The following is a 16,145-nucleotide window of genomic DNA, read 5'->3' as shown; positions in this document are numbered from 1 at the left end:
TAGCATTGATGCGGATGGCAACTGGAGCTATGTGCTCAACAACAGCCACATCGATGTACAGTCACTGACGGCAGGTGAAACCCTGACCCGTACCTTTACGGTGACTTCAGCCGATGGCACCGACACACACGATGTCACCATCACCATTGTGGGAACCAATGATGGACCTGTAGCAACAAGTAATGAATATGGAATCAATGAAGCACAATCTGTAACCGGCAACCTGATTGATGACAATACAGGGTCTGGTATCGATAGCGATTTAGACGGCGACACTCTCTCGGTCACAAACATTAACGGTACACCACTAACATTCGTTGGTGGCGTAGCGACAGTAAACATCACTGGCGGCACGTTAACCGTTAATGAAAATGGTGACTTCACATTCGCCCATGATGGTTCTACCGCCAGCATCCCTGACTTCACGTACACAGTGAGCGACGGCAATAGCGGTACAGATACCGCTACTGTGACGCTCAACTACAATGATGTCGATGCTGAAAATGACGGTGAAGCTGCGGCGACGACAACGATAGCGGCAGACTTCTCGAATGGGCCAACAATTCCAGTTGATGGCAATGGCGACCCATTATTCACCATGCGTGCAATTAGCTATGACACCAACGGTAATGAAATCGATGGAAGCTTCTCAACTATCAATGGCGAAGGTATTGGTGTTAGCGGCAGTATTCGCAGCGGCGGCCAAATCGCAGATCAAATTGAGTTTGATCCTGGAACAGGCCGCTCTGAAGGCATCGAAATTCAGTTTAATGAGTTAGTCAGCCAAGTTGAGTTTGATGTCGCCCGCCTCTTTGCCAATGAAAATGTGGCGGAGCAAGGAGTTTGGAAGGTTTACTACAACGGTGAGCTCGTTGGCTCAGGGATATTTAGTAACACCGATGGAGATACAGGTACTTTTGACACCAGCAGCTTAGGTCCAGATGTTGTGTTTGATACAATTGTATTCGAAGCAATCAACAACCTAGACCCAATCTTAAGTGGTGACTCTTCTGATTACGTATTAACGTCGATTACAGCAACGGGCGCAGGCCTGGGTGATGGCGCGTTAGTCACAGGTGAAGATGATAACTTAACGGTTACCGATCCTACGATTGGCCTACTGGCTAATGATACCGACCTTCAAGGGGATAACTTTGGCATTACCCAAATTAATGGTGCCGATGTTACCAATGGTAGTACGGTCACGCTTGCAAGTGGTGCACTACTAACCATTTATGCAAACGGCACTTACGACTACAACCCAAACAATGCCTTTGATAGCTTAAGTGCTGGTGAAGTGGCGCAAGATACATTCACCTATACGGTGACAGATGTTAATGGCGCGACAGACACGGCAACAGTCACCATTAATATTATTGGTGAAAACGATGCACCTATTGGCAATGCCGATGCATTTACTGTTGCAGAAGGCGATGCGTTAGCGCTAACCAATGATTCATTTGTTGCCAATGATATTGACCCTGAAGGCAACGCCATGACAGTCGCAGGCTTTGCACTTGATAACATTGGTACCGGTGCAATTGATGCAACTGGCTCAGGCAACACACTGACAACTGCACTTGGTGGTATAGTCACAATCAACCCTGATGGCAGTTATAGCTACCAGGCGCCTGGCAATATTGACCATAGCGCTGGCAATGTCACTGATACATTCTACTATCAGTCAACAAACGGTAACGAAAATGGCGAATGGACTCAGATCACCGTTGAGTTAACTGACACTGCACCAACCGCTGTTAATGACTTTGATTTTGTCGGTTTCGGTGGTACAGCTTATGGCAGCGTCATTACTGGTGCAGGCACTGATGGCTCCGGTGTTGATACCATTGGCGCTGATACAACCACGCTGACCAGTGTACGTGTTGGCAATACGGTTTATGATAGCTTTGATGCTGATGGCAACCTCACCATTACGGTCAATAATGGCGTGCTCACTATCAACCAAGATGGTAGCTACAACTTTGTATCGACTGTTCCTGAAGTCAATGGCCAAGCCAGTGTTCGCAATAACTTCTGGTACACGCTTACCGATAGTGACGGGGATAGCAGTGAAGCACGTTTGCGTATCACCCAGGATTCGACACCAAACGCAGAAAGCAATGTTGACTCCGTCAATGAATCAGGCATCAGTGGCGGAACGACTGCTGGAGATGGCAGCCAAATAACCACGGGTAACCTGCTTGATAACGACGGCGGCATTAGTGGCTCTACAGTAATTACCGAAGTTAACGGCGCGACTGCTGTAAACGGCGTTATTACTGTTACGACAGCGCTTGGTCAACTAACGGTCTACACAGAAGATACTGCGGATAATCGCGCTGGCGATTATGAATATACGCTAACGAGTGTCAGCTCTGGTGATGATATTAGTGATTCATTCACCTACACGGTAGAAAATGCGCTGGGTAACAGCGACTCCGCGGGCTTGACCATTAATGTGGTTGATGATGCCCCTGTCACTCAGGACATTTCGCAGAACTTACAGTCTGCAGCAGACCCAATTACCACCAACATCACACTTGTACTCGATGTGTCAGGTAGTATGGGCAACCCAGCGGGCAATGGTCTCACCTACCTAGAAACAGCGGTGCAAGCGTTGACCGCATTGATCAACGAGGTCGATGACACTGGTAACGTGAACGTACAACTCGTTAGCTTCTCTAGTGGTGCTGCCAGCACAGGTTGGATGGTTGATGATGTTGCGGGCGCAATTGCCGCACTTGAGGCACTTATCGCCAACGGTGGCACTAACTACGCAGCAGCACTGAACCAGGTCATGACCAACACCACCTTGCCGCCAGCAGATCAAAGTTTGCTGTATTTCATCTCTGATGGTGAGCCAAACAGTGGTGGTGAAGTAACATCAACGCTTCAAACCACTTGGGAAAATTACCTAAATGGTGTTAATCAAGGCGGCGTTGCACTGTATGACATCGCCTTTGGTATCGGTATTGGTAATGCCGACCTAACTGAAATCTTCCCAATTTCTCACCCTGAACCGAACGGCGCTGAGGAATACGCTGTTCAAGTTGATGATGCAAGCGATCTTACTAGCACCATCATTAACTACTTTGAGGGTAATACCATCTCTGGCGACCTTGGTATTCTGAGTGCAGAATCTACCAGTGGCGTGCTGATTGGTGCTGATGGCGGCCAGGTCACGAGCATTGAAATCGATGGCAACGCCTATAGCTATGACCCAGCGAATCCAATTCAAGTGATTACCACGCTGTTGGGAGGTCAATTCACCGTCAACTTTGAAACTGGCGAGTATAGCTATGAAATCGAAGTTGATCGCAACGTACTGAACCAAAGTGAAAATGTAGAAATTACAGTAACTGATGGTGACGGTGATGTTGCAAGCCTAGACCTAGTTCTCAACATCGATTACTACGCAGGTGTCGATGCCAATGCCAACAATGTCATTACCAACCTGACTTCTGGTTCTACCATTGATATTCCGGTGGAATACCTCACCCATGGTGATAGAACACCGTATGATACGCAAATCACGAGTGTTACGGGTGATGGCACATTAGCAAATGATGTAGTGACTGTAACTAATGCCACTGATGCTTCTACCTTTAACTATGTAATCGATGGCAATGGTGCGACTGATAGCGCTGATGTTGATTTTGACTTCACCTCATCGAACGTGCTCACGGGTACGGCTGAGAGTGACATCATCATCGCCAACAACAGCAATGCAAGTTCTGACGCAACCATAAATGCTACTGTACGCCCTGGTAATACTTATAATACCAATGGCAACAACCAAATTGGTTTTACCTTTGCTACTGCAACGGCTGGCTTGTTTATCGCTAGCATTAGTATTGATTTAAGAGCAGGAACAGATACCAATGCTATCTTTGATACGGGCGACCGACTCGGTGTTGGCAATACGGTTGGCCTCAACGTATCTACCAGCGATTTTGTGTTGAGTGATAGTAACTCTGTTATTACGGTCAACTTCTCTGATAACGAGTTTACCAATGGCGATGAGCTATGGTTCTCTGTCGATACAGATAACTTGGGTTCGAATAATGGTGGAGACTTTGCCTCTTCTGGCGTCACCTTCACTGTGACCTTTAGCGATGGCTCAACGCAAACTGCTGTATATGTAGCCGATGGAAGCGGCGGCTCACAGGGAACTATCGCTGTGGGTTACAACCTACTTGATGGCGGCGCAGGTGATGACGTCCTTATTGGAGGAACTGGTAACGACTATCTACTCGGCGGTGAAGGCGATGACATTCTAATTGGTGGTCTTGGAGATGACATTCTCACCGGTGGTGCTGATGCCGATATCTTTGTTTGGCAAGATGGTGAAACCGGAACCGACCATATTACTGATTTTGATGTCACGAAAGACCAGCTTGATCTAAGCGATCTTCTCCATGGAGAAGAAAACGGTAACCTTGAGAACTTCCTCCACTTTAGTTTGGATGGCAATTCAACAGTTATTGAAATCGACTCAGATCCAAACCAGGCTGGTTTTGAACAACAAATTGTATTGGACGGTGTCAATCTATTCACGCAATTTGGTATTACTGAAGGCGATGCCAATGCAGATAGTGGCATTATCAGCAACTTGCTCGATAACAATGGGACAACTGCACTAATCGTTGATACTGCGACAGGTAACACTGCGCAAAATGCAGCTAGCGGTAACCCGCTGGAGCTGAACAACGGAATTAGCAACGACATCCCATAAGCCGTATCAATCAGTAAAGCGACCTATAGCAATATAGGTCGCTTTCTATGATACTTGCCCCCGTAACTTGACGAAAGTCTTAAGGATTTGTGTTTCAGTGCCTGTTTCTGCAACAAATAAAAACGAACAATGGACCATTTCGGCATCGCAAAGAGTCACGACAGACCCTTTGCTTGATTGCCTCGTTCTGCTGACCGAGTTTTTCGGTTCCCCCTGCTCAAGTGATTCACTTGCGGCGGGCCTACCTATGTCTGGCACAGTGTTGTCGCCAGAGCTCGTACCACAAGCTGCTGCAAGAGCAGGGCTTACAGCGAAACTGTCACGAAAAGGGTTAGATGAAGTAAACCCAATCTTACTTCCCTGTATTTTATTATTGAAAGACAAGAAAGCATGCCTACTTAGAAAGCTTGATGTTGACAATGATTTAGCCATCATCCAACTTCCAGAGACCGATGGCGAAGAGCGGTTAACCATTGAAGAGCTCGAATCACTTTATGTTGGCTATCTTTTTCTCGTTAAACAACAATACCGTGGTGATATGGGCTTTGATGTCCATTTACATGACAACAGCACCCATTGGCTATGGCAAACCATTAAAGATTCAGCCCCTATTTATAGAGACGCGCTCATTGCTTCCGTATTAGTGAACTTGTTTGCACTGGTTTCTCCACTGTTCATCATGAATGTGTACGATAAAGTCGTACCGAACTTGGCATTTGAGTCTCTTTGGGTCCTAGCAATTGGTGCTGGTATTGCTTATATCTTTGATTTAATCATGCGCCAGCTTCGTAGCTTCTTGATCGATGTGGCCGGAAAAAAGGTCGATATCATCGTTTCTTCCAAGTTGTTTGCAAAAGCAATTGGTATTCCTCTAGAAAAACGCTCGCCGAGTGTCGGAGGCATGGCTCGCCAACTTGGAGAATTCGACAGTATTCGTGAATTGCTCACTTCGGCGACCATCACAACGCTTGTAGACCTCCCTTTTGCCCTGTTCTTTGTCGTCGTGATTTACGTTGTTGCCGGTGATTTAGCTGTCATTCCTGTTTTAGCCGGCACAATTATCATCGGCTATACCCTGTTAATGCAGCCAAAACTTAAAGCCGCGATTGAAGAAAGTAATAAATTCTCCAGCTTAAAACATGGGCACTTAATCGAAAGCTTAAGTGCGCTTGAATCGATTAAAGCCAATGGCGCAGAAGGGATCGTTCAAAAAAGTTGGCAGCAAATGATAGGCCATACGGCTAACTGGCAGTTGAAATCGAAACAGTTGTCGAACTCAGTATCTAACACTGCAAACTTTATCGTACAACTCTCTGTTGTGTGTGTGGTTATTCTCGGTGTATATCGCGTTGCAGACGGCGATATTTCTATGGGTGGCATCATCGCCGCAGTAATTTTATCGAGTCGTGCGATTTCTCCGATGGCACAGCTCGCCGGATTACTCACCAGAGGTAATCACACGGCCAGTGCCCTGCGTCAACTTGACGAAATCATGACCCAAGAAGACGAGTTTGAAAACAAAGGGCACCTTGTCAGCAAGCAGCGTCTAATGGGAAAAATTGAAGCCCATCATATTAGTTTCAGCTATCCAGGCACTGAAAGGCCCGTCATCAACCCACTCACCATAAATATTGAACCCGGTGAAAGAGTCGCGATTATTGGCCGTAATGGTTCTGGTAAGAGTAGCCTGGCTAAACTGTTAGTCGGTCTTTTTCAGCCAACTTCTGGCAGCCTTTGTTATGACGGCATTGACTCTGCGCAGATACACCCTGCAGATTTACGTCGCAACTTTGGTTACTTGCCACAAGATGTAACCCTTTTTCACGGCTCAATTCGGGACAATATTCTGTTCGGCACCCGACAGGTTACAGAGCATCAATTAATACGTGCAGTGCAGCTCTCAGGCGTAAGTTTATTTACTAACTTAGAATCAGAAGGACTCGATCAACAAGTGGGTGAAGGGGGCAAGGCGCTGTCTCGCGGCCAACGACAGACGGTCGCCTTAGCAAGAGCCAGTTTAAATGACCCGCCAGTGCTATTGATGGATGAGCCAACCGCGAGTTTAGATGCGAGAGCGGAGAAACAATTTATTCGATCGATGCAAAATGTCAGTAAAGATCGAACACTATTACTCATTACCCATAAAATGCATCTACTCAAATTAGTGGACCGTATCATTGTGATGGATCGCGGTCATGTTTTAGCGGATGGACCAAAAGACGATGTCTTGAAAAAGCTCAATGCTGGATTACTCGCAAGTTCGGGAGGCCAAGCATGAAAAACCTCACAACGGCCAAAGATCTAGAAATGGTTGACGACGTTTATGGCGCAATGATGACCGACGCGCCAACGGGACATCGCTTGACGATTTGGGCGCTGGCGGCGCTCATGTTCTCCTTTGTTGTATGGGCTTATTTCTCTGAGTTAGATCAAGTTACAACAGGCATCGGGAAAGTGATTCCTTCTTCGCAAATTCAGCTTATTCAGAGTTTAGATGGCGGGATTTTGCAAGAGCTATATGTGCAAGAAGGTATGGTTGTCACCAAGGGTCAGCCACTTGCACGTATTGATGACACCCGTTTTCGCTCTGATTTCGCGCAGCAAGAACAAGAAGTATATAGCCTGCAAGCCAATGTCATCCGCTTAAAAGCGGAACTAGGCAGCATATTAATTTCTGATATCGCGCAAAACTGGCGTCAGCAAGTCAAAATCACCAAACAAAAGCTGAGCTTTCCGATTGAGTTAATGACGGAAGCACCTAATTTAGTGCAAAGTCAGCAAGCAGAATACGCAGGCCGCTTAGATAATCTCAATAACCAAGTTGAAATTTTGGCGCGACAAATTCAGCAGCGCCAGCAAGAAACCGAAGAACTCGGCTCAAAAATCGGAACGCTGTCTAATAGCCACAAACTAATATCCCGAGAGTTAGAACTGACAAGGCCTCTCGCGGATAAAGGAATTGTTCCTGAAGTAGAGCTACTAAAGCTTGAACGCACAGTAAACGACATTCTCGGCGAACTAACCTCATTACGCTTATTGCGTCCCAAGGTGAAGGCTTCTCTCGATGAAGCCATATTGAAACGTAGGGAAGCTGTATTTGTTTATACCGCCGACTCACGGGCGCAATTGAACGAAATGCAGACTAAACTGAACCGTATGAATCAAGCACAAGTTGGCGCACAAGATAAAGTCAGTAAAGCCGTGATAACTTCACCAGTTAACGGTACAATTAACACAGTACATATCAATACATTAGGCGGAGTGGTACAACCAGGTGTCGATTTGATTGAAATCGTCCCCTCAGAAGATCAATTATTGATAGAAACAAAAGTTACTCCACAAGATATTGCATTTTTACATCCAGGGCTACCAGCTATCGTCAAAGTCACAGCATATGACTTTACTCGATATGGCGGTCTGAAAGGTATAGTCGAGCACATAAGCGCAGACACAACGCAGGACGAAGAAGGCAATAGTTTTTATTTAGTACGAGTAAAAACTGACAAATCAAGTTTAACGAAGGATGATGGCACACCCATGCCAATTATCCCTGGGATGCAAACCTCAGTTGATGTGATTACTGGGCAAAGATCCATACTAGAGTACATACTAAATCCAATACTTAGGGCAAGAGAAAGTGCGTTGCGAGAACGCTAGTCCACAAAATAAACCTGGAGGGTTTACAATGAGCACCAACTCTATTCGGCAACTAAAACGCAGTGCAATTGCGCTGGGCATTAGCGCGCTGATGATTCCAGCGACGGCATGGAGCCAGTCTCTGGAACAGGCGGTCGCCCACACATTAGATACCAACCCAGATCTACGAATTGCTTTTAACCGTTTCAAAGTACGTGAAGAGCAAATCAACCAAGCATCTGCCGGGTACATGCCAACAGTTGATTTAACTGCAGGTTATGGTTGGGAACAAACCAACAGCCCGTCATCTCGCCGTAAAGCGAACGTTGGCGAAGTCGATGAAGATGGTGTCATTGAGCTGGAAAGAGGCGAATTTGGCGTGAGTATTCGCCAAATGCTATTTGATGGTTTCTATACCAGCAGCGAAGTCGACCGCTATAGCTATGAAGCAAATGCTGAAAAGTGGACCTTACTCGCCGCAGCAGAAGATATGGCTCTGGAAGCTACAAAAGTCTATGTCGATTACATTAGTAGTCAACAAATTCTGATTTTGGCTGAAAAGAACCTGCAAAGCCATAAAGAGATATACGATCAAATTAAGCAAAGAACTGACTCAGGCTTAGGCTCTGTTGCGGATTTATCTCAAATTGCAGGTCGTCTTGCTCGCGCCAATTCAAACGTCATTTCCGCACGTAACAATCTGTTTGATGCCCGCTCTCAGTTTATTCGAGTTATTGAGCAAGAACCTGAAGATCTCGTGGTTCCAGTACCCGATGCCGATATGCTCCCAGCAGACTTACCTTCGACGCTAACGCTCGCTAAAGAGACACATCCAGTATTGATGTCCGCAAGCCTTGATATCGGCGCAGCGGAAGCTGAGCGCTCTTCAGCGCAAGCCAACTATTATCCGAAACTCAGCTTAGAGGTTGATGGGAATTGGAATAATGATGTTGATGGTGAAGATGGTTTCAGCCCCATCGCTAGTCAAAACGTCAATGGACACTCCAATGATATTGTGGCTATGGTGCGGTTGCGCTACAACTTATTCGCAGGTGGTAAAGATCTCGCCCGTGAAAAAGAAGCGGCATACAAAATCAATGAAGCCAAAGAAATTCGTCAACGCGCGCACCGCCAAGTGGTCGAAGGCGCGACCCTGGCTTGGAATGCATTTGAACTCTTAGAGCCACAAAAGCTCTATATTCGAGAGCATGTGATTGCGGCCAAACAGACTCAGGTAGCATACGCTCAGCAATTCAACTTAGGTCAGCGGACATTATTGGACGTCCTTGATACTGAAAACGAATTGTTTGAAGCACGAAAAGATTACCTAAGATCTGAATATGAAGAAATTGTAGCAATGTACCGCGTTTTAAACGCGACAGGGCAATTGCTAGACTCTTTGAGAGTTACGCGTCCTAACGCATGGAAAGGCGAGAATGAGTACGAAGGAGAGGAAGGATAATGAAAGCACTCATCACAATACTTAGTATTGCATTGTTATCTGCATGTGCAACACGCGATATCGTTACCATGGATGAGCCAACTCAACAGCTATTCGATTTAAGCGATAACGATAAAGATGGTGTCATCGTTGCTCGAGAGCGCTGTGCAGAAACAACTACTGGTGCCAGCATCGATAATTATGGCTGTGGCAAAGTTAAGCCCATCAATGAGCGTAGCGAGTTAAAGGTTCTATTTGCCAATGACTCCTATAAAATCGAACCGACCTATTACGACCATATCGAAGAAATCGCGATATTCATGCGCGAGCATGAAAATACGAATGTCGTTATTGAAGGGCATTGTAGTAAAACAGGTTCTTACCAACACAACCTGACCTTATCGAAGAATCGTGCAAAAGCTGTGATATCAGTTTTAAGTGAAAAGTTCGGTATCGCCGAGAGCCGCTTAACTGCAATGGGGTTTGGTTATGACAAACCAGTTGACCCAACACACACAGAAGAAGCACATAAACGTAATCGTCGTGTAATTGCTGCTGTTTCGGGAGAAGACACAACTCCAGATATGAAATGGCATATTTACACCGTAGACGACGAAGTTAACTAGGTTTTTCATCTTTAGCGATGGCAGGCACATACTGGAAGTTTCATCAAATCAGGCGCGCCTGCCTTGCATGCTTTATCACATCAAGTATTACCATTTCCTGCCTGTATGCCGCACCAACCCAAAATCTAAACGCACCTCATATCATCTCAACGCTTGAATCCCGCTATGGTGCCAGAGCAGGGTTGAGAGCGAATGCATGGTTCAAGGTGCTCGAACAATCGAAAACACTGAGCGAACGACAAAAACTTGAAAAGGTGAATAACTTTTTTAATTTATTCCGCTTTGTTGACGATATAAAGCTTTGGGGCGTGAGCAATTATTGGGCAACGCCAATGGAATTTATTGGGGTGAATGGTGGTGATTGCGAAGACTTCTCTATCGCCAAATACTTTACGCTGCTGCAGCTTGGTGTACCTGAAAACAAAATGCGAATTACGATGGTTAAAGCCACCAGCGTCAACCAGTATCATATGGTACTCGCTTATTATCAAACCCCCTCTTCTATACCGATCATCCTTGACAATCTTGATAGAAAAATTAAGCCCGCTACCCAAAGGCGTGATTTGCTGCCAGTATATAGCTTTAACGGTAAGCAACTGTGGCTCAACAAAGAAAAAGGACGTGGCGTACTTGCCGGCTCTTCGACTCGGCTAGAAAAGTGGAACGACCTAAAACATAGACTCGGCGTCGACAGACTTCGACAACCCAAATTACGATTGGAGTAGCCGTAAAGATGACACTGTTCAGACAAATATACTCACTACTATTTGGTCTATTCTTGCTCGTGATAGCAAGTGTTGGCTACGTGCAGTTTACTGAGACACAGAGCTTCTTATCCAAACAGATGGAGTCAGATCTCAATAATGCCACCCACTCGCTCAGCTTAATGCTTGTGCCTGCACTCGAAGCCGGCGACATTGCTGGGGCAGAAACTTTAGTTAATGTCATTTTTGAAGGGGGCTATTACCAAGAGGTAAAACTGACATGGCTCGTTGGCGGCAAGCAACAGATTTGGAACAACCCCGTTGAAATTCAAGGCGTACCGCAATGGTTTCTTGATCTGAATATATTCGACACGGTTAAGAAATCAAATACGATTACTTCAGGCTGGATCCAATTGGCACAACTCGAGATCACTGCCCATCCTGGGTTTGGATACCATGAGTTATGGCGCATAATAAGCAATACCATCATATTGTTTTCTATACTATTTCTGCTCGCAATCTTGTGTGCACGCTTAGGCCTTAGCTGGATACTAAAACCACTCAATTCAATTTCAGTCCATGCTAAGGGCATTGCAAATCGCCAATTTGGGCCTGACTTGCCGCTTCCGAAAACGGATGAACTCAAGGATGTTGTCACTGCTTTCAACAGCATGTCAGCTCAACTCAAAAAGATTTTCTCTTCACTAGACGAGGAAGTCACGGCACTGCGAAAGAAAAATTTAGTGGATCACGCCTCAGGGCTGCCGAATCGTCAGTATATGACCAACCGCCTCAATAGCTGGCTCAGTGAACCGAACAGTGGCGTTTTATTGATGGCCAAATTTGATTGGTTAGAGGAAGTTCATAGTAAATATGGTTACCAAGTCCGTGACGAAACCATCAAACTACTTTCAGATAAGTTTCGCGAAAACCTCAATGAATACCCACAATCAGTCATTGCTAGGATCGCGGCCTATGAGTTTGCATTTCTAGTTACTGATGTTGAGAAAGAGCAGGTGAGCAAGTACTTACAAGCTCTTATTCGCACGGTTAATCAAGAAATCAGCAAGGCTGGGTGTAAGCCTAATGAAGACTTTGCAATTGGTGTTACCGAGCGCATAGGGCAAATGAGCGTGTCAGAAATCCTCGCCCAAGCCGACAACGCCTTACAAATTGCTGCAAGGCAAAATAAGGTCTTCCACTGGTTCGAAGCTGACAAACACCAATTATTTAGCCGCGAGCAATGGCGTGAACAACTCAACAATGCGATTAACGGAAAACAGTTTAATTTCCGCTGGCAACCTGTGACCTACTCAGCCAGTAAAGACGTCATGCAGCGCGAAATATACTGTCAACTTAACATTGATGACAAGCTCATTCATGCCGGTCAGTTTATGCCATACGTTGAGCTATTATCGCTCGGCTCGGTGTTGGACAAACATTTGATCCTGACACTTGAGGAAAAGCACATCTTTGAACGCAACTACGAACCGGTTGCCATTAACCTCACCCACCAAAGCTTAAGCGATCCAGAGTTCCATTCTTGGTTGAACCATTTCTTGCGTAACTCACCAATGGCAGAGCGCATATGTTTTGATATTCCAGAAGCCGGTGTTTATGGTGATCCGGATTCGTGTATCGAGCTGTGTAATGTGATTAGAGACAACGGTGCACAATTTGGTATTGACCACTTTGGCCGCCAATTTGGCTCCATGAGCTATTTACAAAGCTTACGACCAAACTACGTGAAGTTAGATTTATCATTCGCGCACTATGAAGAGAACCAACACAACAGTGAATTGTGTCGTGCACTCGTGAACGTCGCCTCAGGCCTAGAGATAGAAGTGATTGTGACAGGCATCCAAGAGCACGCGCAATATGACAAGTTCAGTGCCCTGCATACCGATGCTTATCAGGGCTTTATTTTGCCTCCAGAGAGCGTGGCGTAGCGCCCTAATTTCGACAATAAACCGTGACCTTGTGTTACGGTTTTTTTTTGCTTTTAGAATCAATTTGCGGAAGCAGAGTTGATGCATGATTAGAAACGAAAAAAGCCTTGTCTTTCGACAAGGCTTTTTAAGTGGTCGGTGATAGAGGATTCGAACCTCTGACCCTCTGCTCCCAAAGCAGATGCGCTACCGGGCTGCGCTAATCACCGTATTTGGTTTAGAGTGAAGCTAAGACACTTCATCTCAATGCTTAAGCTATCGCTTTAACATTGTAATAATCGACATAATCAATTATTGAAAAGTGGTCGGTGATAGAGGATTCGAACCTCTGACCCTCTGCTCCCAAAGCAGATGCGCTACCGGGCTGCGCTAATCACCGAGACATTCCATGTTTATCGTCTCTGATAAATTGGAATTTTGAAAAACCTCTGAAGAGGGAAAAATGGGGTGACTGATGGGACTTGAACCCACGACAACCGGAATCACAATCCGGGGCTCTACCAACTGAGCTACAATCACCACTGTTTTTCTTTCTACTAACAAAACGCCTAATCGGAACTGGTGCGCCCAGAAGGATTCGAACCCTCGGCCTCACCCTCCGGAGGGGTGCGCTCTATCCAGCTGAGCTATGGGCGCCCGCCTTGTTAGCGCCGCATATAGTATGGATAAATTGACCATCCGTCTATAGTAGAACTAACTTTTTTTATCTGTTTGTTCAAGTTTTGGCTGATTTTGGGTGTTTTCGACTATTTTTAGCTGAATCTTAGGAAAAAAGCCTAAGATTCACTCCAGATCTCAACCAAGTTAAGCCACAACTTCTGACTTTACGTTATTTGTTCAACATTGCCCGCAAGTTTGAAATATTTGACCGACCAGACTCTTGCCGTTGCTGCTCGGTTTGCTTGCCCTTTCTGTTCTCCCAGATTAAGTCGTCTTGTGGAAGCTCAAGTAAAAAGCGACTAGGTTCGCAGCGCATCGTCTCACCAAACTGTCTACGCTCACGACACATTGTAAACCACAGCTCTTTTTGAGCCCGAGTAATCCCAACGTAAGCGAGTCTTCGCTCTTCTTCAACATTGTCTTCATCAATACTGGTTTGATGGGGTAAAATACGTTCCTCAGCCCCCACCATAAATACATATGGGTACTCGAGGCCTTTGGAGGCGTGTAAGGTCATCAATTGCACCTGATCACCCGCTTCATCTTCACTATTACGTTCCATCATATCTCTTAACGTTAATCGTGTGACCACCTCTGGAAGCGTCATTGGCTCGTCTAGCTCATCTCCCTCAAGCATCTCTGTCACCCAGCGATACAACTCTGAGATATTTTTCATCCTCATCTCGGCGGCTTTCGCGCTGGTGCTATTTTCGTATAAGTAATCTTCATAGTTAATCTTGCGGATGAGCTCTTTGATCGCATCAACGGGCTCCCCTCGCGTGGCGTGCTCCCCCGTATCAACAATAAACTTACCAAATGAATACAAAGACTTCATCGCTCCAGCAGCCAAATGGTGGTTTAACTCTGATTCAAATATTGCTGCGAACATGGAAATTTTTTTCTCATTGGCAAAATTCCCGAGGCGTTCAAGGGTTGCAGGGCCAATGCCACGTTTCGGCAAATTCACAACGCGTAAAAATGCGTTGTCATCATCAGGGTTCACCACTAACTTAAGGTACGCCATAATGTCTTTCACTTCGGCACGAGCAAAAAATGAGGTACCGCCACTCAACTTATAGGGGATCCTGTTCGTCATCAGCGCCCTTTCGAGAATGCGCGACTGATGATTCCCACGATACAAAATTGCATAATCACCAAACTGAGTCTTACCCACAAACTTATGGCGAATGATTTCCGCAACAACGCGCTCAGCTTCTTGCTCTTCATTTGCTGCTGTCAGCACTCGAAGTGGCTCTCCATATGCCAATTCACTTCTTAGCTTTTTCTCATAGACGTGGGGGTTATTTGCAATCAGTATATTTGCCGTTCGCAGGATCCGCTGACTAGAACGATAATTTTGCTCTAGTTTAATCAGCTTCAGTTTGGGGAAGTCTTTACCAAGTAACACGAGGTTTTGGGGTTTAGCACCACGCCAAGAATAAATAGACTGATCATCATCTCCCACAACCGTAAATCGAGCGCGCTCACCGACGAGTAATTTGACCAATTCATATTGGCTTGTATTGGTATCCTGGTATTCATCCACCAGCAAATACTGGATCTTGGTCTGCCATCGAGTTCTTACCTCTTGATTGTGACGCAATAGCAGAGTCGGCAAAAGAATCAGGTCATCAAAATCTAACGCATTATAGGCTTTCATGTGCTGCGCATATCTTTGATATAGCTTGGCGAATAACTGCTCTTGCTCTCCTTTAGCAATTTTAAGAGCTTGATCTGGAATAACTAAAGCGCCCTTCCAATTGGAGATTGCAGTGGCTAACATCTTCAGCAAATCTTTATCTTCTTCTAGCTCGACTTCTGTCAGCTCTTTCAATAATGCGAGGGTATCTTGGTCATCAAATAGTGAAAAACCGGGTTTCAGGCCGACAACTTTGTACTCACGCTTAATGATTTCCAATCCCAAGGTGTGAAACGTTGAAATCCAAAGGCCTCGCGCTTCCTTTCGCCCCATCGACTGGGCAACACGTTCTTTCATTTCGCGAGCCGCTTTGTTGGTAAAGGTAACTGCTGCAATATGCCGTGCTTTATAACCACACTTTTCAACAAGGTAGGCAATTTTGTTGATAATGACGCGGGTTTTGCCGCTGCCCGCACCAGCAAGCACAAGGCAAGGGCCTGAAACATAGTGAACAGCGTCATTTTGAGCGGGGTTAAGCTTCATCTTGTATTTGAATTCCTATCGTCCATTTAGCCGAGCAATCATAGCAGATTTGCCGACGACAACAGAGTAATCAACCTACATGCGTTCAAAGTAAACCCATCGTTCTCAAGAGTCTGCTCGTCAGTACAAGCTCACACTCTTATCATAAGCCATTGCTTCTACGAAGTTTCCTCTTTAGAATCGCCAATGAACGTTCATTCACCACCTTTTGA

The 16,145-nt window shown here is 45.7% G+C and carries 8 protein-coding genes and 4 tRNA genes; 7 read left to right on the top strand and 5 right to left on the bottom strand.

Features of this window, described 5'->3' with window-relative positions; all coding sequences use genetic code 11:
• The first annotated feature begins 4 nt into the window (after positions 1–4).
• The 7 genes from IEY18_RS16710 to IEY18_RS16680 all read left to right on the top strand — a co-directional run bounded on the left by IEY18_RS16710 (position 5) and on the right by IEY18_RS16680 (position 13,091).
• Complete coding sequence (locus IEY18_RS16710; RefSeq protein ID WP_268244255.1) at positions 5–4,735, top strand: beta strand repeat-containing protein; 4,731 nt, start codon at positions 5–7, stop codon at positions 4,733–4,735.
• Between the two features lie 97 nt (positions 4,736–4,832).
• Positions 4,833–7,013 carry a type I secretion system permease/ATPase gene (locus tag IEY18_RS16705; protein WP_188922949.1) on the top strand — a complete coding sequence of 727 codons (2,181 nt, stop codon included), beginning with the start codon at positions 4,833–4,835 and terminating at the stop codon, positions 7,011–7,013.
• Positions 7,010–8,392 carry an HlyD family type I secretion periplasmic adaptor subunit gene (locus IEY18_RS16700; protein ID WP_188922947.1) on the top strand — a complete coding sequence of 461 codons (1,383 nt, stop codon included), beginning with the start codon at positions 7,010–7,012 and terminating at the stop codon, positions 8,390–8,392. Before IEY18_RS16705 ends, IEY18_RS16700 begins: the two co-directional genes overlap by 4 nt.
• A 28-nt stretch (positions 8,393–8,420) precedes the next feature.
• Positions 8,421–9,833 (top strand): TolC family outer membrane protein, encoded by a 1,413-nt coding sequence (locus IEY18_RS16695; protein ID WP_188922946.1) that lies wholly within the window; start codon positions 8,421–8,423, stop codon positions 9,831–9,833.
• Positions 9,833–10,438 carry an OmpA family protein gene (locus tag IEY18_RS16690; protein WP_188922945.1) on the top strand — a complete coding sequence of 202 codons (606 nt, stop codon included), beginning with the start codon at positions 9,833–9,835 and terminating at the stop codon, positions 10,436–10,438. Before IEY18_RS16695 ends, IEY18_RS16690 begins: the two co-directional genes overlap by 1 nt.
• A gap of 17 nt (positions 10,439–10,455) precedes the next feature.
• Positions 10,456–11,163, top strand: coding sequence for a transglutaminase-like cysteine peptidase (locus IEY18_RS16685; protein ID WP_188922944.1), 708 nt, complete (start codon positions 10,456–10,458; stop codon positions 11,161–11,163).
• Between the two features lie 8 nt (positions 11,164–11,171).
• Positions 11,172–13,091, top strand: a complete 1,920-nt coding sequence (locus tag IEY18_RS16680) for a bifunctional diguanylate cyclase/phosphodiesterase (RefSeq protein ID WP_188922943.1) — start codon at positions 11,172–11,174, stop codon at positions 13,089–13,091.
• A 132-nt stretch (positions 13,092–13,223) separates the two neighbouring features.
• On the opposite strand, the gene IEY18_RS16675 is transcribed toward IEY18_RS16680, so the two are convergent.
• The 5 genes from IEY18_RS16675 to rep form a co-directional block, all read right to left on the bottom strand.
• Positions 13,224–13,300 (bottom strand) — tRNA-Pro (locus IEY18_RS16675).
• 93 nt (positions 13,301–13,393) lie between these two features.
• Positions 13,394–13,470, bottom strand: a tRNA-Pro gene (locus tag IEY18_RS16670).
• Positions 13,471–13,534: 64 nt separating this feature from the next.
• A tRNA-His gene (locus IEY18_RS16665) sits at positions 13,535–13,610 on the bottom strand.
• Positions 13,611–13,650: 40 nt separating this feature from the next.
• Positions 13,651–13,727, bottom strand: a tRNA-Arg gene (locus IEY18_RS16660).
• A gap of 193 nt (positions 13,728–13,920) precedes the next feature.
• A complete protein-coding gene (gene rep, locus IEY18_RS16655) occupies positions 13,921–15,933 on the bottom strand; it encodes a DNA helicase Rep (RefSeq protein WP_188922942.1) in 2,013 nt (670 codons plus the stop codon).
• Positions 15,934–16,145: the final 212 nt, after the last annotated feature.

The sequence above is a fragment of the Shewanella gelidii genome, assembly GCF_014647855.1.
Classification (GTDB): Bacteria; Pseudomonadota; Gammaproteobacteria; order Enterobacterales; family Shewanellaceae; genus Shewanella; species Shewanella gelidii.
This window is presented reverse-complemented; position numbering and strand designations above follow the sequence as displayed.

What these genes read in the sequence shown, in the direction of transcription:
- IEY18_RS16680 (WP_188922943.1), top strand. Translation starts at nt 11,172, where the DNA reads ATGACACTGTTCAGACAAATATACTCACTACTATTTGGTCTATTCTTG.
- rep (WP_188922942.1), bottom strand. Translation starts at nt 15,933, where the DNA reads ATGAAGCTTAACCCCGCTCAAAATGACGCTGTTCACTATGTTTCAGGC.
- IEY18_RS16685 (WP_188922944.1), top strand. Translation starts at nt 10,456, where the DNA reads ATGGCAGGCACATACTGGAAGTTTCATCAAATCAGGCGCGCCTGCCTT.
- IEY18_RS16695 (WP_188922946.1), top strand. Translation starts at nt 8,421, where the DNA reads ATGAGCACCAACTCTATTCGGCAACTAAAACGCAGTGCAATTGCGCTG.
- IEY18_RS16690 (WP_188922945.1), top strand. Translation starts at nt 9,833, where the DNA reads ATGAAAGCACTCATCACAATACTTAGTATTGCATTGTTATCTGCATGT.
- IEY18_RS16700 (WP_188922947.1), top strand. Translation starts at nt 7,010, where the DNA reads ATGAAAAACCTCACAACGGCCAAAGATCTAGAAATGGTTGACGACGTT.